The 17,795-nt window shown below is 40.7% G+C and carries 22 protein-coding genes; 16 read left to right on the top strand and 6 right to left on the bottom strand.

Annotated features, from left to right (window positions below; all coding sequences use genetic code 11):
- Positions 1 to 34 precede the first annotated feature (34 nt).
- A complete protein-coding gene (locus CHH91_RS00125) occupies positions 35 to 913 on the bottom strand; it encodes a GNAT family N-acetyltransferase (protein ID WP_176465602.1) in 879 nt (292 codons plus the stop codon).
- A 165-nt stretch (positions 914 to 1,078) separates the two neighbouring features.
- Between CHH91_RS00125 and CHH91_RS00120 the strand changes: the two genes are divergently transcribed.
- From CHH91_RS00120 to galE, 3 genes are all read left to right on the top strand, one after another.
- Positions 1,079 to 1,933: an ROK family protein gene (locus tag CHH91_RS00120; protein WP_286160644.1), complete on the top strand. Its 855-nt coding sequence runs from the start codon at positions 1,079 to 1,081 to the stop codon at positions 1,931 to 1,933.
- A 20-nt stretch (positions 1,934 to 1,953) separates the two neighbouring features.
- Positions 1,954 to 2,211 (top strand): YciI family protein, encoded by a 258-nt coding sequence (locus CHH91_RS00115; RefSeq protein WP_095220870.1) that lies wholly within the window; start codon positions 1,954 to 1,956, stop codon positions 2,209 to 2,211.
- A 72-nt stretch (positions 2,212 to 2,283) separates the two neighbouring features.
- Positions 2,284 to 3,273, top strand: a complete 990-nt coding sequence (gene galE, locus CHH91_RS00110) for a UDP-glucose 4-epimerase GalE (RefSeq protein WP_095220869.1) — start codon at positions 2,284 to 2,286, stop codon at positions 3,271 to 3,273.
- A gap of 12 nt (positions 3,274 to 3,285) precedes the next feature.
- Here galE and CHH91_RS00105 read toward each other — a convergent pair whose 3' ends face one another.
- Positions 3,286 to 3,801, bottom strand: coding sequence for a GNAT family N-acetyltransferase (locus CHH91_RS00105; RefSeq protein ID WP_095220868.1), 516 nt, complete (start codon positions 3,799 to 3,801; stop codon positions 3,286 to 3,288).
- A 116-nt stretch (positions 3,802 to 3,917) separates the two neighbouring features.
- Here CHH91_RS00105 and CHH91_RS00100 point away from each other — a divergent pair, with 116 nt between their 5' ends.
- The gene (locus tag CHH91_RS00100; protein ID WP_095220867.1) at positions 3,918 to 4,787 is read left to right on the top strand and encodes an SMP-30/gluconolactonase/LRE family protein; all 870 of its coding nucleotides are present in this window, start codon (positions 3,918 to 3,920) and stop codon (positions 4,785 to 4,787) included.
- A 38-nt stretch (positions 4,788 to 4,825) separates the two neighbouring features.
- On the opposite strand, the gene CHH91_RS21125 is transcribed toward CHH91_RS00100, so the two are convergent.
- The 3 genes from CHH91_RS21125 to CHH91_RS00090 form a co-directional block, all read right to left on the bottom strand.
- Entirely contained in the window at positions 4,826 to 4,954 is a 129-nt protein-coding gene (locus CHH91_RS21125; RefSeq protein ID WP_286160643.1) for a hypothetical protein, read from the bottom strand.
- A gap of 5 nt (positions 4,955 to 4,959) precedes the next feature.
- The gene (locus tag CHH91_RS00095) at positions 4,960 to 6,057 is read right to left on the bottom strand and encodes a response regulator aspartate phosphatase (RefSeq protein WP_095220866.1); all 1,098 of its coding nucleotides are present in this window, start codon (positions 6,055 to 6,057) and stop codon (positions 4,960 to 4,962) included.
- A gap of 171 nt (positions 6,058 to 6,228) precedes the next feature.
- Positions 6,229 to 7,587 carry an MATE family efflux transporter gene (locus tag CHH91_RS00090; protein WP_095220865.1) on the bottom strand — a complete coding sequence of 453 codons (1,359 nt, stop codon included), beginning with the start codon at positions 7,585 to 7,587 and terminating at the stop codon, positions 6,229 to 6,231.
- Between the two features lie 206 nt (positions 7,588 to 7,793).
- On the opposite strand from CHH91_RS00090, the gene CHH91_RS00085 reads away from it, so the two are divergent.
- From CHH91_RS00085 to CHH91_RS20390, 4 genes are all read left to right on the top strand, one after another.
- The gene (locus CHH91_RS00085; protein ID WP_095220864.1) at positions 7,794 to 8,144 is read left to right on the top strand and encodes a hypothetical protein; all 351 of its coding nucleotides are present in this window, start codon (positions 7,794 to 7,796) and stop codon (positions 8,142 to 8,144) included.
- An 84-nt stretch (positions 8,145 to 8,228) separates the two neighbouring features.
- A complete protein-coding gene (locus CHH91_RS00080) occupies positions 8,229 to 8,930 on the top strand; it encodes a Na-translocating system protein MpsC family protein (RefSeq protein WP_095220863.1) in 702 nt (233 codons plus the stop codon).
- A 162-nt stretch (positions 8,931 to 9,092) separates the two neighbouring features.
- The gene (locus tag CHH91_RS00075) at positions 9,093 to 9,503 is read left to right on the top strand and encodes an ATP-binding protein (RefSeq protein ID WP_286160655.1); all 411 of its coding nucleotides are present in this window, start codon (positions 9,093 to 9,095) and stop codon (positions 9,501 to 9,503) included.
- Between the two features lie 87 nt (positions 9,504 to 9,590).
- Positions 9,591 to 9,752 carry a hypothetical protein gene (locus tag CHH91_RS20390; protein ID WP_176465601.1) on the top strand — a complete coding sequence of 54 codons (162 nt, stop codon included), beginning with the start codon at positions 9,591 to 9,593 and terminating at the stop codon, positions 9,750 to 9,752.
- Here CHH91_RS20390 and CHH91_RS00070 read toward each other — a convergent pair.
- On the bottom strand, positions 9,746 to 10,795 hold the full coding sequence (locus CHH91_RS00070) for a C40 family peptidase (RefSeq protein ID WP_095220861.1): 1,050 nt from the start codon (positions 10,793 to 10,795) through the stop codon (positions 9,746 to 9,748). The genes CHH91_RS20390 and CHH91_RS00070 overlap by 7 nt on opposite strands.
- Positions 10,796 to 11,126: 331 nt before the next feature.
- On the opposite strand from CHH91_RS00070, the gene galU reads away from it, so the two are divergent.
- From galU to CHH91_RS20880, 8 genes are all read left to right on the top strand, one after another.
- Positions 11,127 to 12,011, top strand: coding sequence for a UTP--glucose-1-phosphate uridylyltransferase GalU (gene galU, locus CHH91_RS00065; RefSeq protein ID WP_095220860.1), 885 nt, complete (start codon positions 11,127 to 11,129; stop codon positions 12,009 to 12,011).
- Positions 12,012 to 12,323: 312 nt separating this feature from the next.
- On the top strand, positions 12,324 to 13,091 hold the full coding sequence (locus CHH91_RS00060) for a YveK family protein (RefSeq protein WP_095220859.1): 768 nt from the start codon (positions 12,324 to 12,326) through the stop codon (positions 13,089 to 13,091).
- Positions 13,066 to 13,758, top strand: coding sequence for a CpsD/CapB family tyrosine-protein kinase (locus tag CHH91_RS00055; protein WP_095220858.1), 693 nt, complete (start codon positions 13,066 to 13,068; stop codon positions 13,756 to 13,758). The genes CHH91_RS00060 and CHH91_RS00055 overlap by 26 nt, the downstream gene beginning before the upstream one ends.
- Before the next feature lie 109 nt (positions 13,759 to 13,867).
- Positions 13,868 to 14,635: a tyrosine-protein phosphatase gene (locus CHH91_RS00050; protein ID WP_095220857.1), complete on the top strand. Its 768-nt coding sequence runs from the start codon at positions 13,868 to 13,870 to the stop codon at positions 14,633 to 14,635.
- Between the two features lie 14 nt (positions 14,636 to 14,649).
- Positions 14,650 to 15,324 carry a sugar transferase gene (locus CHH91_RS00045; protein WP_095220856.1) on the top strand — a complete coding sequence of 225 codons (675 nt, stop codon included), beginning with the start codon at positions 14,650 to 14,652 and terminating at the stop codon, positions 15,322 to 15,324.
- A 12-nt stretch (positions 15,325 to 15,336) separates the two neighbouring features.
- Positions 15,337 to 16,341 carry a glycosyltransferase gene (locus CHH91_RS00040; RefSeq protein WP_095220855.1) on the top strand — a complete coding sequence of 335 codons (1,005 nt, stop codon included), beginning with the start codon at positions 15,337 to 15,339 and terminating at the stop codon, positions 16,339 to 16,341.
- Positions 16,342 to 16,351: 10 nt separating this feature from the next.
- The gene (locus tag CHH91_RS00035) at positions 16,352 to 17,500 is read left to right on the top strand and encodes a glycosyltransferase family 4 protein (protein ID WP_095220854.1); all 1,149 of its coding nucleotides are present in this window, start codon (positions 16,352 to 16,354) and stop codon (positions 17,498 to 17,500) included.
- Positions 17,501 to 17,514: 14 nt separating this feature from the next.
- The coding region (locus tag CHH91_RS20880; RefSeq protein WP_217973680.1) for a glycosyltransferase family protein at positions 17,515 to 17,795 on the top strand (281 nt) is incomplete at its 3' end.

The raw sequence follows: 17,795 nt of genomic DNA, 5'->3' as shown, positions 1-17,795 counted from the left end.
CGTTCCTTTCTATTACAGCTTTCTTCCCATTATATTATGCGTGGGACAATTCGGGAAACTGGAAATCTGCGGGCAGCAGCTCCGGTTTGTTTACAAAGAGTGAATCTCGTTCCGTGTGCGTGTGAGAGAGAGGCTCCAAGTCCGGAAAAGTCGGTGTGAAATGAAAGATGACCTCGGTTATCCCTGGCTGGGAGACGTAATCTGCAATCTGCCGCCAGACAAGCCGTGTTTGACTGATCACTTCATACAGATGGATTGTCTGCCCAATCTTTTTATAAAGCAGCAGGGCTGCAGGCTCCAATAGCTCAATAATCTCTATTTCCGGATCATATAATGTGTGGAAGCCAAGAAGATGCTGACCGTCTGATACATCGAGAATGGTGGACTGCGGATGACGTTTGCCATAGCGATCAAGCAGCACAACCATGTCCTGTGGGTTGACAGCTGGCTTCAGCTTCCGATAATCCGGCACCGTACGCGGCTCAGAAGATACCGGAATGGAAAACAATTTTTCCTGCACAGCAGTGAAACCGAGTTTTTCGTAGAAGTTTTCCACTCCTGGACGGGAAAACAGATAGATGAGATCAGTGTCCGTTTCGTATTGCTGCATAACACGCTGCAGCAGCTGGGTAGCCAGTCCTTGGTTCTGGTAGCTTGGGTCAGTCATGACGGTTCCGATCTGAACCGCCTTTGTCTTCTGCTGGTTGATATGTACTGTGAGCGCGCTTACAGAAACATTCGCCACAATTTGTTTGTCATCAGCGAAGGCATGGGTATGATACCGTTCGTTCCACAAGCCGCTTTTATATAATAATTCAAAATCAAAGCCGAAAGTTTTTCTGGCTAGTTTATTAAAACTTTTACGTAAATCGCGTTCATGCGCAAATGCAGTTACTGCTTGCAGAGCAGTCATCATGCATCCCCCATTTCTGACAGACTAATCTAGTTTTTAAGATTATTAGATACAATTCAGTATTACTATTTTATAACAATTCCCGCATTTGTACAGTCCAGGGTAACTATTGACGGAGAAGGAGAAAAATCCCATAGTAGAATAAGAGAGACAAATGAGGTGATAGTGATGCGATATGGAGCAATTGAAGCTGGCGGTACAAAATTCGTTTGTGCTGTTGGTGATGAACATGGAAATGTAGAAGAAAGAGCATCTTTCCCGACAACGAAGCCGGAAGAAACGCTGCAGCTGGTGTTTGACTTCTTCCATGACAGACAGATCGAAGCACTAGGAGTCGGAGCGTTCGGGCCAGTTGATGTAAAAGAAGACAGCCCGACTTACGGCACCATCGGCAACACACCAAAGCTGCAGTGGAAGGACTATCCGCTGCTGTCGGAGCTTAAAAACAGGCTCGGTGTACCGGTAAAGCTGGATACCGATGTAAACGCAGCTGCTTTAGGGGAGTATATGCACGGAGCAGCAAAACATGCAGGAAGCTGTCTGTATATTACGGTTGGAACAGGTATTGGTGCAGGGGCCATTGTGAATGGAGAAACCTTAAGAGGCTTCTCCCATCCGGAAATGGGTCATCTGCTTGTCCGTCGGAATACGCATGATGCGTATCCTGGGAAATGTCCGTATCATAAGGACTGCTTGGAAGGACTGGCAGCCGGACCGGCTATTGAAGCACGCTGGGGGGAGAAGGCACAAAAGCTGTATCATCAAGAAGCGGTATGGCAGCTGGAAGCTTATTATTTGGCTCAGGCAATCATGAGCTACACCTTGGTGCTCAGCCCCGAGAAAATCGTCATGGGCGGCGGCGTCATGAAGAAGGAGGGGCTTCATGAGATGGTTCAGCGTGAGCTGGAAGCACTTGTGCAGCGCTATGTCCCGCTGCCGGAAAATTATCTCGTTCCGCCAGGTCTGGAGGATAATGCAGGTATTGTCGGAGCACTCATGCTTGCCAAGACCGCAGAATAAAATAGAAGGGGAGATTTCCAATGAAATATTTTGCTGCATTTCTTAAAATGGAGAAACCGGAATTGAACCAGCAATACCGCCAGGCACATTTGGATTTCCTGGCTGACTTGGATGAAAAGGGATTTATCTTTGCAAGAGGAGCGTTCGCTGATGGAACAGGCGGACTGGTTATCTATCAGGCAGAAAACGAGGCAGAAGCAAGAACTCTTGCTGAGCAGGATCCGTACTTGGTTAATGGCGTGCGCAGTCTGCATCTTCACGAATGGAATAAGGTGTAAACTTTACCATTTATTTGACCGCAAGCATGCTATAATTTGAGTGATAATAATAAGAGAATCGAGGAAAAATCTATGAAAGTACTAGTTACAGGCGGTGCAGGTTATATTGGTTCCCATGCAGTAGCCATGCTTTTGGAGAAAGGGCATGAGGCAGTCATCATTGATAACATAATTACAGGCCATGCCGCAGCTGCGGACAAGAATGCCATTTTCTATGAAGGAGATCTTCGTGATGCAGCATTCCTGGATGATGTATTCACAAAGGAAAAAGTCGATGCGGTTGTCCACTTTGCTGCTAGCTCCCTTGTTGCAGAATCAGTAGAAGATCCCTTGAAGTACTTTGGTAACAATGTGTATGGTATGCAGGTTCTTCTTGAGACAATGCGTAAGCATGAAGTGAAGAAAATTGTCTTCTCTTCTACAGCAGCGACATACGGCGATACAAACGTTGTGCCACTTACAGAGGATCTCGATACGAATCCCGAAAGTCCTTACGGTGAGTCCAAGCTGATGATGGAAAAAATGATGAAATGGTGTGACCAGGCATACGGTATTAAATATGTCTCACTACGCTACTTTAATGTCGCTGGCGCTCATCCGAGCGGACAGATTGGCGAAGATCATGATCCGGAAAGCCATCTGATTCCAATCATTCTGCAAACAGCACTCGGACAGCGAGAGCATATTAGCATCTTCGGTGATGACTATCCAACAGAAGATGGAACATGTATCCGCGACTATATCCATGTTGTCGACTTGATCGATGCCCATTTGCTGGCATTAGATTACTTGGATAAAGGTGGCAAGAGTGATATCTTTAACCTCGGCTCCAGCCAAGGCTTCTCTGTTAAAGAGTTGATTGACGTTGCACGAGAAGTGACTGGCAAGGAAATCCCGGCCAAGGTCGGTCCGCGCCGTGCTGGTGACCCAGCTGTCTTGATCGCAAGCTCTGCGAAGGCGAAGGAAGTACTTGGATGGAATCCGTCACGAACAGATATGAAAGACATCATCGGTGATGCGTGGAGATGGCATCAGAATCGTCCGAATGGCTATGATGCATAATTTCCTCCCCTCCTAAATAGGAGGGGTTTTTTCTTTGGCATAAACGAATACTTCCTTGTTATGGCGCTCGATCGTTTTCCAAATATGCATACCTAGCTTCTCAGCAACTCTGCAGGAGGCAATATTCCCGGGATAAATCAAGGCAATTATTCTATTTTCATTCAATTGATCGAATGCCATCTCCTGGAATGCAGCAGCAGCTTCCGTGGCAAAGCCCTTTCCCCAATATGCTGGAGCAATCCAATAGCCAACTTCAAGCTCCGTTACATCATCTATCTCCTGCGGAACCAGCCCAGCGTGCCCAACTGGTTCCCCGCTAGCTTTCTCAACCAAAAGCTGCAGCCCTAATGGCTGCTCTTCTTTCATATGAGACAAATTCCAATTGAAAAATAAACGGGCGCCTTCCTTTGTTCTTGGTTTTCCGTTTCCGATATAACGGACCACGCGTGGGTCGCTGACCAAGCTCTCCAAAAAAGGAAGATCCTCAGTTGTATACGGGCGAATAAGCAGTCGTTCTGTTTCGAACATGGTATTCCCTCCTTTTTTCAATAGGATGCTTAGATGATAGCAATTCAGGTAATAAGTAAATCATATAATGGTATTATTACTATAGCAGGTAATACATACGTAAAGGAGTGGAGAAAGTGGCAGAAGCGAAATTATTCCTAGATGCGAAACAGAGCTTGGCCGAAGGTCCTTTTTGGCGGGAAGAAACGGAAGAGTTATATTGGGTGGATATAAATGGTCAAGCAATTCATGTATATGATACGAAAACGGAAGAACATCGGGAGATTCCAGTCGACCAGAAAATCGGAGCTGTCATATTGAAAAAGGATGGCGGACTTATTATGGCGATGGAAGAAGGCATTTATGAAACGGATAGCGAGTTAAAAGCAAAGGTGCTGCTTCACAGCCCGGAAACGGACAGACCTTCCAACCGTTTCAATGATGGAAAGGCGGATCCTTACGGAAGGCTGTGGGCAGGTACGATGCCGAAAAAGGGTAGCGGCCATAAAGGAGCCTTTTATCGTATGGAAGTGGATCAAGAGCTGACACGCATCATTGATGGTATTGGAAACTCCAATGGTCTTGCGTGGAGCCCGGATCATAAGTATTTCTACTATATAGATACACCAACCGGCGAGGTGCAATGCTTTGATTACGACGGTGAGAAGGGTGAGATCAGCAACCCTCGTACAGTTGTTTCGTTCAAGGATGGTAAACCAGACGGTATGACGATCGATGAAGAAGGCAATCTGTGGGTCGCACATTACGGCGGATCCAAGGTGTCTCGATGGAACCCTGAAACAGGTGAGCGGCTTGAGGATGTACATTTGCCAGTCAGTCAAGTGACAAGCTGTGCGTTCGGTGGTCCGGAACGGAAGACATTGTACATCACGACAGCAAGACAGGGTCTGACGGAAGAAGACTTGGAGAAGGAGCCACTTGCTGGTGGTATCTTTGTATATGAGACAGATGTTGTAGGAGCACCTAGCTATAGATACGGAAAATAGAAAAAAACCGGCGGATGCCGGTTTTTCTGTTTTAAGTATTAGAAGTCCGTCAAAACAGGTGCGTTAGGCAGGTGTCCTTTTTCAGCAGTATCATTGAATGAAATGCCTGCAATGCTGCTTAGGATTGTTACAAGTACTAGTAATCCTACGATTCTTTTCTTTGTCATCATCATCACCTCCTTGAATGGAACATAATAATATTATTTTGATTACCTAAAGCCAACCGATAGAAATGATTCGCTTTTTCAAAATTTCTCTCATTACTAAAATAGCTAGCTAGCTCATCAGCGTATTTTTGCGTCTCGTAAATGCGATGAGCACTTGAGAAGTAATCTACAGCTTTTGATAGTGTATCTATATACTTATCTGGTTCAATATATTTAGCGTGTAAGATCTGAAATTTCCAATAGTAATCTTCATCTGGTTCCTGTTCCAAGCGTCTTGTACCCATTTTAAGGTAGGTAACCCCATTTTCATATTCCTTTTCCCGAAATGATATCTCACATAAAAGAAAAACAGTAGATAAGTAATTTTCGAAGTCCTCATGCTGGATGACCTTTGTTAAATAACGTTTGGCTGCCTCATTGAGTCCTTTTCGATCATAAAGAATCCCTAAGTTATGATAGACACTAACTTGCACCATAACATCATGTTTTGTATTAGTATCCTGTAAAGCAGAGTGAAGATATTCTTCGGCTAAATCGAATTCACACATATCGATATAGTTTAAAGCAATCAAGATTTTAGCTCTTGTCAGCTTTTTCTCATACGCAGGATACAACTGATAAATATAAATCGCCTTCTCCGCATATATAGCCGACCGATTCGTATAATCCAAGTAATAAAGCGCCGATGCAAACAGATCAAAGAATTCCGCTTTTTCGATTTCATCCTGGATATAGCCGAGGTAGGGTTCAACTTCCCCGTATTCCTCAATGGCATTGTAATAATCCTTGGTCGAATACAGATACATGCCTTTGAACAGATGCAGATAGTAGAGGTGCTCTTCCTTGAGATAAGGGGAGAATCCTTCTACTTGGCTGATGAGCTTTTCTGCTTCGGAATAATTCTTGCACAGGATATGGTGGCGGCTATGGATCAGAAGTGCTAGCTTGACGACGTCGTCATTCGCTTCACCTTTAGCGAGCTGTTCGGATACTTCCGTTTTAAGCTTTTCCGCGGCTTGGACTTTCTTCAATTTGATATTCATATACCACAAATTGAGCAGTTCCCTTAGCTCTTCTGAGTTGAATGTGACGTCAGAACGCATCAGTTACACTCCCTAGTCTGTAAGATTTTGCCTGTATCAAGCATAGCATGTTTCCTAGTAGATTTTTATTGGGAAAGTAGGTTGAATTTTGAGACATTAATTTGAGATTGGAAGCGTTGATTGGGGAAACTAGGAAAGTTGTACAAAAAAACACCTCCGAGATGGAGGTGTTTATACAGCAGCTTTCACTTGTCTGCGCTGAATGAATCGCAGTCGAAGGAAGAAACCAATAGCGGCACAGGTCAGACCGAGCGTAATGCCGACCCAGAATCCGAAGGGTTCTAATGTAGTGAAGCGGGAAAGTAAATAACCGCTAGGCAAACCGACGATCCAATAGGAAACAAAAGCAATGATGAATGGGATAGTAACATCTTTGTATCCGCGCAGGACACCCTGCAGGGATGCTTGGGCTGCATCGGAAAACTGGTACATGATCGCGAACAGCATAAACTGCATGGCAAGCAGTACGACCGCACGATCAGATGTGTAGAAGTAACTGATCTGTTCGCGGAAAATGAATAACAATAAGCTCAAAATACCGATAATCACTAGTGCAGAACTGACACCAAGAATGGCGTATTGCTTAGCGTGGTTCATCCGTCGGGCACCGACCTCATGTGATACCACGATTGTCATCCCAATTGAGATGCTTAGCGGTACCATGAACATGAGTGTCGTAAAGTTCAATGCCGTCTGGTGGGCTGCAATGACAGTCGTATCGAATAGGGAACCCATCAGCAGCGTAACAACACTGAAGATACTGGCTTCGAAGAATGTACTGAGACCCATTGGCACACCGATCTTCAACTGCTCCTTCCAAGCCTGAAATGATACCCTATACCATCGGACAAACAGGTAATGCGTCCGCATCTCTTTCAGCTTGAATGTCAGAAACACACTTGCCCCGAATATGAACCAATATGTAAAGGCTGTCGCATAGCCGGCACCGGCCCCGCCAAGTTCCGGAAAACCGAAGTTACCGAAAATGAGCAGATAATTCAGCAACGCATTGATTGGCAGTGCCATTAACAAAATCACCATTGATACTCTCGTATAGCCTTGTGCATCAAAGAAATTACGCAAAACGGCGCTGGCAAACAGCGGGATGATACCGATCGATAGTCCGTGCAGATAATCTGTAGCCACTGTATGTACGTCAGCACTCAAGTCCATGATTCCGAGCACAGGCTGCAGAGCAATTGCGCCGATAGCCAGTACAACCAGTGAGATTACAATAGCCAGATAAAATCCCTGCATAACTGTCCGTCCGACATCGCTGCGGCGGTTGTTGCCGATCAGCTGTCCGACCATCGGCGTGATGGCCAGCATGATGCCAGTCAATCCGGTATAGACGGGCATCCATAGACTGGAGCCAACGGCCACACCAGCCAAATCATCTGTGCCGGCACGTCCAGACATCATCGTATCAAGCACAGTCATGGCATTGTAGCTGATCTGTGTCACGAGGATAGGCCATAATATGTGAAAGAATAAAGACGCTTTTTCACGTATCGTGTTCGCAGGATACATAAGTCTGCCCCCAGTTGTCGAATAAAGTAAAATCACAGCACCTAGTGTATCATAACCCCTGGTTTAAAGCACATTTGCCTGGGGCAAAAGTTTCAGAAAGCCTGTGGATAATTCGTTTATATTTCTAGTAGAAGGGTACATAACAAGTAGCAAGCCACCTAAGAAAAAGCTTTCCATATGCATAGAAAGGAAAGGAGTGGTAAGAGATGACTTGCCCTTCATTGACGTTAAGTGTGCAGGATTTTGTCGAGAGAACAAAAAGAGGTTCGTCCATCAACGATAATTACTTTTTCGTTTTCAACCATAAACCAATAGTCGCAAAAATATATATAGACAATCATATGATCGAAATACCGGATCTGCATGACATCGTACTCGAAAAAGGAACAGATGGTAAGAACAGCCTGTTCTTTATGCCACAATCATTCATTTATGAAAATCCGAAAGCGAAGCGGACATTGGACGATATGCCCCGCATTATCCTGGAAGGAGAAGAATTATCCATGTCAATGGAACAGAACAACGAAGCCTACACCATGACGATTAAAATTCGTTAGTGCAGGCTTTTTTTTATATCCAAATAAGGCGCTTATACAGTACAATTAAAATAAAAAAATCTATCGGAAACAGGGTATACGAGAATGAACATAAAAGAACAACAAAAAGAGCTGGCAGGCTTTACAGCAGGACTTTTGCGAAAACATTTCGGAAAAGGACCTGAAGGGGTATTTGTTTCTATTTCTGAAGCTATAGTCTGTATTTATGTGCGGGATTTGCTGACACCGGTTGAAAAGGTGCTTCTGGAACAAGAGCAATATGCTATGGTGTACGACACACGAGATACACTCATGGAAAAATGTCTCCCTGAATTGAAAAAACAAATTGAGAAGTGGACTGGGCGCGACTATCAACACTTCTTCTATGATTGGGATATAAAGACGAATGGCGGTGTTATCGTAGCCACAAGGGAAACAATCATCGCACTTGAACAAATGGAATATCCTCAGCAAATCAATGAGCTGGTCGCTATGATTACGGAATCGATTCAAAAGTTGCCAAATACAGTAAAAACAGTTAAACTGAATAGTAGAACTCTAGTTATCTACCGCGATGGCATTCTGGTCGACATTGAGAAGGAAATCTTCAATCTAGGCGAGACAGAAGTATTGCGAAGAGCAAAGAGTAAACTGGAAAAGCAAGCGTTCCGCAAGGCATTTGATAAAGAAAGTCATCTGCTGGAAGGCGCTGTACAAGAGGTGTTCGCTGATTGGGAATTCGAATCAGATCGGAGCATCATAGTCGTTATAATCGATCCTTTGAACAAACTAAAAGATATTGGCTAGCAATCAGCTGGGCATGGAACTAGCGATAAAGCCAAAGTAGGGGCAGCGGGAAGCGTCTTTACTTTGGCTTATTTTAATGGTCCAAGCCAATCAGAAGGAGACCTATCTATCAATATAAGTAAGCACATGGCGTCAGCTCCTGGTGAGGGGAAGGTGACTGAAATGAAGATAGAAAATGAAAAAGATATTGTCACAAGCAGATCATGCGGCAGGAAGCTAGCAGCAGACTTAGGATTCAGTGCGGTCGAACAAGCACGCATCACTGCAGCCATCTCAGAGCTTGCCCGTAACATATATAAATATGCAGGCAGCGGAACAATCTGTATCCGCAGCGAACAGGATACAAGAAGGATTGGCATTCATATTACAGCCAAAGATAACGGCCCTGGTATACAAAACCTGCAGGAAGCCATGCTGGATGGCTATACGACAGGTGGCGGATTGGGACGCGGCCTTCCAGGAGTGAAGCGACTTATGGACAACTTTGATATTACGTCTTCCACAACGGAAGGTACACGTGTAGAAGTAGCCAAATACCGGATCGTTCATACAAAAGGCTTATTCCGAATATAGGAATAAGCCTTTTTTTATAGTAAATATGAAACCAAGCACGGTTCTGAACCGTCTAATAGATAACAAGAATAAAGAGAGGGGAAACAAATGCTTCAGCTCGTTATCTATGTAATAGGTGTACTTGTTATGCTATTCCTGGTGGCGGAAGTAGCGCGTCAGCTGACGGACCTGCGCCAGCTCATTTCTCCAGAAAGCAAAATAAAAAAGCCTGAGACAGAAGGTTCTGTCCCAAGCTCTTATGATCAATAGAAACGCTTGTAGCTATCGAAGTGCTTCGCGTAGTAAGAGTTGCTTGTGCTTGTGATACGTACACCGTCGTTATCCGCATGGATGAACTGGCCGCCGCCAAGGTAGATACCCATATGGGAGATACCAGCTTTATACGTACCTTTGAAGAAGATCAAGTCACCAGGCTGCGGTGAGTTTACATAGTAAGAACGGTTGAAGTAACCTTCCGCAGATGTACGGGAGATATCATATCCAGCGTTCTTGAAAGCATAATAGATGAATCCGCTGCAGTCGAAGCCAGCAGTTGAAGAGCCGCCCCATACATATGGTTTGCCAAGCTGGGATTTAGCAACGCTGATCAGCTTGTCCACACTCTTAGAAGTCTTAGCGGAATCCACTTGTGTGTTATTCGCAGGCTTCGAAGAAGAAGATGAACCGCTGCTCGCTTTGCCATTGATCTTCAATGTTTGACCAACACGGATCACATCAGAAGATAGGTTGTTCCAGCTTTTCAGGTTCGCAACAGATACGCCGTTGTTGTTAGCGATCTTCCATAGTGAGTCACCAGACTTCACTTTATAAGTAGAAGAAGAGCTGCTGTTATTGTTGGATGAGCTTCCAGAATTGGAGGAAGAGTTATTCGATGAAGAAGAACCTCCTGCAGAAACCTTCAGCTTGTCGCCAGGATAAATCAAGTATCCGGAGATATTATTCCATTTTTTCAAGTTGCTCAAAGAGATTTTATGCTTAGATGCAATACCACTCAACGTATCACCAGATTTAACAGTATAAGTAGAAGCACTGCTAGAAGATGATGAAGATGTTTTCGTAGTAGATTTAGATGAACTGGATGAACCAGAAGTCTGCAATACTTGGTTAGGGAAGATAATGGAGCTTTTCAGTCCATTGATTTCCATCAGCTTAGAAACGGAAGTGTTATTTTGGCTAGCGATCTTCCAGAGCGAGTCGCCCTTCTGAACCTTGTAAGATGCAGCGTCAACAGTTGTGGCATATGAACTAGCAATTACCGCAGTAGCAGCAAGGGTAACAATCGTCTTTTTCATTCTAATAACGTTCTCCTTTATTTTCATAATCCATAGAAATTAATCATACTATAGCATAATTTGGCACATAGATTACCAGAATTTACGCAGTTGTAATGTAACTGTAATATTAAACTCGTATATTGTAGGGAAATGTAGAAAGTTATCTATTGAGCCAATTCTGAAAAGTATGTTACTATTTTTACAGATTCAGTAAAAGTATAGGGACTTTAGTATGAGTTGCACTTTACCGTATGGAAATATGTTTTATCTTCATTGCATCGGGAAGTATAATTTGTACGAAACACTCTACACGCTATCTACATACATTACATAAAGAGGTGCAGAACGTATGAAAATCAAAAAGGCCATCATCCCAGCTGCAGGATTAGGTACACGCTTCCTGCCAGCAACAAAAGCACAGCCAAAGGAAATGCTGCCGATCGTCGACAAACCGACAATTCAGTACATTGTTGAAGAAGCCGTAAAATCAGGTATCGAGGATATCATCATTGTCAGTGGCCGCGGTAAGCGTGCGATTGAAGACCACTTCGATAAATCCTACGAATTAGAGGATCAGCTTATCAAGAAGGATAAAATGAAGATGCTTGAGGAAATCCAAGGCATCTCCAATCTGGCTGATATCCACTATATCCGTCAAAAAGAAGCAAAAGGTCTTGGCCACGCAATCTCTACTGCTAAGAAATTCATCGGCAACGAGCCATTCGCAGTATTGCTAGGTGATGACATTGTGAAAACAGAAGGCACACCAGCATTGAAACAATTAACAGAGGCATTCGAGAAGTATCGCGGTTCTGTTGTTGGTGTTCAGCAAGTACCTGAATCTGAAGTATCCAAGTACGGTGTTGTTGCACCTCAAGGTTCTACAAGCGAGCCGAACCTGATGCAAGTCAGTGACTTGGTTGAGAAGCCTAAAAAAGAAGAAGCTCCATCTAACTACGCTATCATGGGTCGTTATGTATTGACTCCGGAGATATTCGATATCTTGGAAACTCTTCCTCCAGGTGCTGGCGGAGAGATCCAGCTGACAGATGCGATCAAGGAATTGAACAAGAAGCAAGCTGTTTACGCCTGTGAGTTCACTGGCGATCGTTATGACGTTGGTGATAAATTTGGATTCATCAAAGCGACAATCGAATTCGCACTTGATCGTCCTGACTTAAAAGATCAGCTTCAGGAATATCTGAATAACAGTGTTGTAACAGAAAACAAATAAGAAGAAACCGAACCTGCGCAAGTGGGTTCGGTTTTTTTATTATAATTTGGTAATTCTATGTTGTATCTGGGAAATTTGTGGTATACTTTTCATGTTTTTAATTGCTGACTAAGAAAATTGGACTATATATTATATCGATGTTTCGACAAGATGCAAGTGACTATTGTAGCGCTTACATATTTTCGACAAAAACAGTCATTGCAAGGCTATGGAAACCTTATATAATAAAAAAGTACATATAAATTTCTAAAAGTTAGCATTTTTCTTTGTCTTTGGACTTATTTTTTAGTACAACTCATCGGAGGGACATGAATGGAAGAGACAATCTCTTTAAAGGAAATTTTTGCAGTATTGAAAAAACGAGCGCTGATGATTTTATCTTTGATCGTTAGTTTCGCTGCTATCGCTTTTTTAGTAAGTTATTTTTTAATTACCCCGACCTACCAAGCTAGTGCATCTGTCGTAGTCAATCAGGAAGAAAACGTGGATGTTTCCACTCTGAATAATGCTATCCAATCCAATATCAGCTTAATCAATACATATAAGATTGTCATGACAAGCCCAGTCATCCTGGATGAAGTCGCAAAGGAAATGAACTTATCCCTCTCTTCCAGCGAATTGGCGGAGAAGCTGGAAGTTGCCTCCGAAGCTGATACACAGATCATCACCGTAACCGCAACAGATACAAGTCAGGCAAAAGCTGCAGAGCTTGCCAACACTACAGTTGATGTTTTCCAAAAAGAAATTCCGGAATTAATGAATTTAGAAAACGTTAAGCCTTTATCTTTAGCTGAAACAGTAGAAGATCCATCACCGGCTAGTCCAAACATCCTATTGAATACTGCTATTGCTCTTGTACTGGGTGCAATGGTGGGAATCGGTCTGGCATTCCTATTAGAGTATCTTGATAATACTGTTAAAACAGAGGCTGATATCGAGAAACGCATTGGTATCCCAGTTATCGGTATCATTAGCCATATGACCGAGGAAGACATGAAAACAAATAAGCAATATACAGCGTCTGCTAATAAGAGACAAGTTAGGAGAGAGTACAGTGGCCAAAAGAAAAAAACAGTTTAAGACAAATGTCCGTTCTCTCATAACAAAGTTTAATCCCAAGTCTCCTATTTCTGAACAATATCGTACAATCCGTACGAATATTGAATTTGCATCAGTGGATGCAACGATGCGTTCACTTCTTGTGACATCGTCGGGTCCATCTGAAGGGAAATCATCTACTACTGCAAACCTGGCTGTTGTCTTTGCGCAACAGGGTAAAAAGGTATTGTTAATTGATGCCGATTTACGTAAGCCAACTGTACATTACACATTCAAGCTAGATAACCGTGCGGGCCTTAGCACTGTACTAGTGGGCGAGAAACCTTTAGAGGAAGCAACCAAGGAAACAGATGTTCCGAATTTGGACATCCTGACATGCGGACCAATTCCTCCAAACCCATCTGAGCTATTAGGTTCTAACGCTATGAAACAATTGATTCTAAAAGCACAAGAAACGTATGACATGGTTATCTTTGATACACCGCCAGTACTGGCTGTAACAGATGCACAGATCCTAGCTAATACGTGTGACGGAGCTCTAATCGTCGTGCGGAGCGAACAGACGGAGTACGATGCGATTCAAAAAGCAAAAGAGCTGCTTGAACCGGCACATGCTAAGCTGCTTGGAATTGTGCTGAATGATGTAGCGCAAAAGAAGTCGAATACTTACTACTATTATGGTAGTTAACCTAAGCAAAAATATGTCCTCGATTAACGAGGATATATTTTCGCGCGGGATATAGGAAATATGTCATTACTTTTTTGAATAATTTGGGGAAATGAAGGGTGTAGATCGTATGATAGATATTCATTGCCATATACTTCCGGGTGTTGATGATGGAGCAAGAACATTGGAAGACAGTATAGAGATGGCAAAAGCAGCAGCGGAACAAGGTATTCATACCATTGTCGCTACCCCGCATCACCGCAATAATCAATTTGATAATTATCGAGAAGACATCCTTATGCGTGTTGATGAATTAAACAGAATCTTAGAGGAAGAAAATATAGAAGTTAATATCCTGCCAGGACAAGAAACCAGAATTTACGGTGACCTTGCTGAGGGGTTATCAGCCAAAGAAATTTTACCCGTGAATCTTGATACTCCTTATATCCTTGTTGAATTACCTACTTCAACTGTTCCTAAGTATACGAACAAACTGCTTTATGATCTTCAGGTGGAAGGTTATACACCAATTATTGTTCATCCAGAACGTAACAGTGAATTGCTATCAAAACCAGATAAACTCTATGAACTTGTCAAAAGCGGAGTGCTGACTCAAGTCACAGCTGCAAGCCTAGTTGGGAAGTTTGGAAAGAAAATACAGAATTTCAGCCATGAAATAATACAAGCTAATCTTACTCATTTTATAGCTTCTGATGCACATAATGTGCGCAGTAGAGGCTTTGCTATGCAGGAAGCATTAGAAGATATGAAAGAAAAATATGGAATTGATATTATTTACGCATTTCAAGATAATGCCTATAAAGTGCTAGAAGGAGAAACTATTGTCGGAGACATTCCAGAAAAAATCACAAGGAAGAAGTTCTTGGGTATTTTTTGATAGGAGGTTAATGTATGGCAGAATCTAAACATCAGCAATTATTTGATAGTGTAGATATTGATAATTCAATAGAAAGTAATAATAAATCATATCACATAATTAAAAGGTCCATTGATGTTTCTTTGTCATTAATAGGTATTACTTTACTTGTCCCTATTTTTATATTAATTATATTTCTAATTAAAATGGAAGATAGAAAAGGTTCAGTTATTTTTAAACAAGAAAGAGTCGGAAAAAATGGTCGGACCTTTAGTATGTATAAGTTTCGGTCAATGGTTTCTAATGCTGAGGATTTACTGGACGGATTAATAGAGAAAAATGAAGCAACTGGGCCTTTATTTAAGATTAAAGAAGATCCGAGAGTTACTAAAGTTGGACGATTTATCCGTAGAACGAGTATTGATGAATTACCTCAGTTATTTAACGTATTAAGAGGAGAAATGTCTTTAGTTGGTCCTCGACCAGCATTACCACGTGAAGTAAAATTTTATACAAAATATGAAAGACAGAGATTAAATGTTAAACCAGGATTAACATGTTTATGGCAAGTAAATGGGAGAAGTAATTTAGGATTTAATGAACAGGTAGAGCTAGACTTGAGGTATATAAAGACAAAAAGTATACTTTTAGATTTAAAACTTATAATTAAAACTTTTACAGTTTTAATTGGATCAAAAGATGCTTACTAAAGAGGTAAAAAAATGAAAATTTGGATGTGGCCAAAAACTAGTACAACAAATATGTATAGTGAATTATTGAGCAGTTCATTGGAACGTAATGGGCATAGTGTAGAGCATTTTAGATGGATTTACCTTTTTAAATTAAAAAAAGGAGAAATTCTACACTTTCATTGGATTCATCGCATGTACCAATCAAATATATATTTAGTACAACTTTTTAAAATATTTATTATGATTATTACATTGATATTCTTAAAATTTAAAGGCATTAAGTTAATTTGGACTGTACATAACTTATATCCTCATAAACTTAAATACAAAAAGGCTGAAAAGTTTGCTAGAAAAATGGTTATGTTCTTCTGCAATAATCTAATTGCTGCTGGTGAATTTATAAAGGACGAAATTATCAAAGAATATAATATCAATGGAAATAAAATTAAAGTTGTGCCGCACGGACATTACAAAGAAGCTTATGAGGAGACGAACTATGATTATAGAGAACAAAAGGATATAAATAGAAATTCCTTCGTGTTTTTATTTATTGGTGCAATAAAGGAATATAAGGGTGTTGAAAAATTAATTAATACCTTTAAGAAAATAGAGAGCAAGAAAGCGACTTTAGTCATCGCAGGCAAACCCGACGCTAAGTATGATTATTTGAAACAAAGTAACTCAGAGAATATTGTCATGGACATAAGATTTATTCCGGATAGCGAAATAGTAAGTATAATACAAGCATCAAATATTGTTGTTTTACCGTATGAAGAGATTACAACATCAGGTACAGCAATACTAGCAACTAGTTTCCAAAGGCCAATAATAGCACCAAAGGGACGTTTTTTTGAAGAATATTTTAACGAAGATATGGCTCTTCTTTACGAAAATAATTCAAATGAAGATTTACTTTCTAAAATGTTATTGGCTATGGAAACCGATTTTAACGATGAGGCCTTTTTAGAATTAGATAATAAGTTAAATTGGAATCACGTAGCTATAGAAACAATTAAAGTTTACAAACGAAAGTAAGGGGTCGGACATGACAAAAATTCTTATTGTTTCAAGTGACTTTCCTTATCCTGCTAACCATGGTGGTCGAGTAGACATCTGGGGTAGGATAAAAAAATTAAGTAGTCTAGGATATAAAATCGATTTAATTTGTACTACAAGTCCTGAAGCAACGCCCACAGTAAATGATAAAGAAGTAGTTCAAAAATATGTTGAGAAAATAACTTGTATTCAAAGAGATTTTAAGGTGAGAAATTTATTATCAATAGCCCCTTACCAAATGACCTCAAGGGGATCCTTATCTAAAATAAATATAGAAGAAGATTATGACATTGTTCTCTTAGAAGGAGAATATACATATCCAGTACTGAAAGCTATGAAAAGTGATAGAGCAAAAGTTTATTTAAGAGTACACAATGATGAGCTTGTTTATCTTAAATCTCTTAAGAATAGCGAAAAAAAGTGGTTGAAGAAAATTTATTTTCTATCTGAAATGGTCAAATTTAGCCTTATATCTAAATCAGTTAATAAAAAAATAGAAAATTATTTGTTTATTTCTAATAAAGAAAAGATGCAATTCGACTTAAAATACAAAGATAAAAAAACATATTTTTTACCGCCTCCTACTGGTGATAAATTTCACCTTCGCAAATTAGATACAAAAAAAGTGGTATTTATTGGATCGCTATTTATGACAAATAACAAGGAAGCAATTGAATGGTATATAGAAAAGGTACATCCTCTTGTAAAAAGAAGCAATTCTGAATACGAGTTTATTGTAGCAGGTAACTCTCGCAATAATAGTATAGATTGGTTAATTAAGTTGGCGAAGCATGACAATTGTATAACTATTCATGATTCACCTGAGTCTCTAGATGATATTTATGAACAAGGTAGAGTTTTTGTGAATCCAATGCTAAACGGTGCTGGAGTTAAACTTAAAACAATTGAAGCTATAATGAATGGCTTACCTGTAGTTTCTACTACAATTGGTAATGAGGGTACGGGCTTAATAAATGATACACACTTAATTGTAAGAGATGAAGAAAAGGCGTATGCAGATGCTATTAATGAATTATTAGGCTCAAAAGAATTATCTCAGAATTATGTTGATAGGTCTCAAGAATTTATTAAAGAGAACTACAATCAAGAAGAATTACTTTTAAAATATATAAGATAATTGGTGATTACGTAATGAATGTACTTTTTATGACTCATTCACCTAAAAAAGGTGGAGCAGAACAAAGTATGATACTTTTGATAAACAGTCTATCAAAAGAAGAAGATCTTAATCTTTATTTACTTTGTCCTGGTGATACGGAATATATAAAAGAGATAAATAAGAAAGTTAAGATAATTAATCTACAGTTGAACAGTTTAAGGTACAAGATGGGAATAGATTATATATCGAAAGTATCTAAGTTATATAAAATTATAAGTGATTATGATTTAGATGTTCTGTATGCCAACGGTTG

Source organism: Virgibacillus sp. 7505, from assembly GCF_002272135.1.
Classification (GTDB): Bacteria; Bacillota; Bacilli; order Bacillales; family Amphibacillaceae; genus Terribacillus.
Note: the sequence above shows the minus strand (reverse complement) of the source record. Positions and strands in the feature narration are given on the sequence as shown.

What these genes read in the sequence shown, in the direction of transcription:
- CHH91_RS00125 (WP_176465602.1), bottom strand. Translation starts at nt 913, where the DNA reads ATGACTGCTCTGCAAGCAGTAACTGCATTTGCGCATGAACGCGATTTA.
- CHH91_RS00115 (WP_095220870.1), top strand. Translation starts at nt 1,954, where the DNA reads ATGAAATATTTTGCTGCATTTCTTAAAATGGAGAAACCGGAATTGAAC.
- galE (WP_095220869.1), top strand. Translation starts at nt 2,284, where the DNA reads ATGAAAGTACTAGTTACAGGCGGTGCAGGTTATATTGGTTCCCATGCA.
- CHH91_RS00105 (WP_095220868.1), bottom strand. Translation starts at nt 3,801, where the DNA reads ATGTTCGAAACAGAACGACTGCTTATTCGCCCGTATACAACTGAGGAT.
- CHH91_RS21125 (WP_286160643.1), bottom strand. Translation starts at nt 4,954, where the DNA reads ATGACAAAGAAAAGAATCGTAGGATTACTAGTACTTGTAACAATCCTA.
- CHH91_RS00095 (WP_095220866.1), bottom strand. Translation starts at nt 6,057, where the DNA reads ATGCGTTCTGACGTCACATTCAACTCAGAAGAGCTAAGGGAACTGCTC.
- CHH91_RS00090 (WP_095220865.1), bottom strand. Translation starts at nt 7,587, where the DNA reads ATGTATCCTGCGAACACGATACGTGAAAAAGCGTCTTTATTCTTTCAC.
- CHH91_RS00085 (WP_095220864.1), top strand. Translation starts at nt 7,794, where the DNA reads ATGACTTGCCCTTCATTGACGTTAAGTGTGCAGGATTTTGTCGAGAGA.
- CHH91_RS00080 (WP_095220863.1), top strand. Translation starts at nt 8,229, where the DNA reads ATGAACATAAAAGAACAACAAAAAGAGCTGGCAGGCTTTACAGCAGGA.
- CHH91_RS00075 (WP_286160655.1), top strand. Translation starts at nt 9,093, where the DNA reads ATGAAGATAGAAAATGAAAAAGATATTGTCACAAGCAGATCATGCGGC.
- CHH91_RS20390 (WP_176465601.1), top strand. Translation starts at nt 9,591, where the DNA reads ATGCTTCAGCTCGTTATCTATGTAATAGGTGTACTTGTTATGCTATTC.
- CHH91_RS00070 (WP_095220861.1), bottom strand. Translation starts at nt 10,795, where the DNA reads ATGAAAAAGACGATTGTTACCCTTGCTGCTACTGCGGTAATTGCTAGT.
- galU (WP_095220860.1), top strand. Translation starts at nt 11,127, where the DNA reads ATGAAAATCAAAAAGGCCATCATCCCAGCTGCAGGATTAGGTACACGC.
- CHH91_RS00060 (WP_095220859.1), top strand. Translation starts at nt 12,324, where the DNA reads ATGGAAGAGACAATCTCTTTAAAGGAAATTTTTGCAGTATTGAAAAAA.
- CHH91_RS00050 (WP_095220857.1), top strand. Translation starts at nt 13,868, where the DNA reads ATGATAGATATTCATTGCCATATACTTCCGGGTGTTGATGATGGAGCA.
- CHH91_RS00045 (WP_095220856.1), top strand. Translation starts at nt 14,650, where the DNA reads ATGGCAGAATCTAAACATCAGCAATTATTTGATAGTGTAGATATTGAT.
- CHH91_RS00040 (WP_095220855.1), top strand. Translation starts at nt 15,337, where the DNA reads ATGAAAATTTGGATGTGGCCAAAAACTAGTACAACAAATATGTATAGT.
- CHH91_RS00035 (WP_095220854.1), top strand. Translation starts at nt 16,352, where the DNA reads ATGACAAAAATTCTTATTGTTTCAAGTGACTTTCCTTATCCTGCTAAC.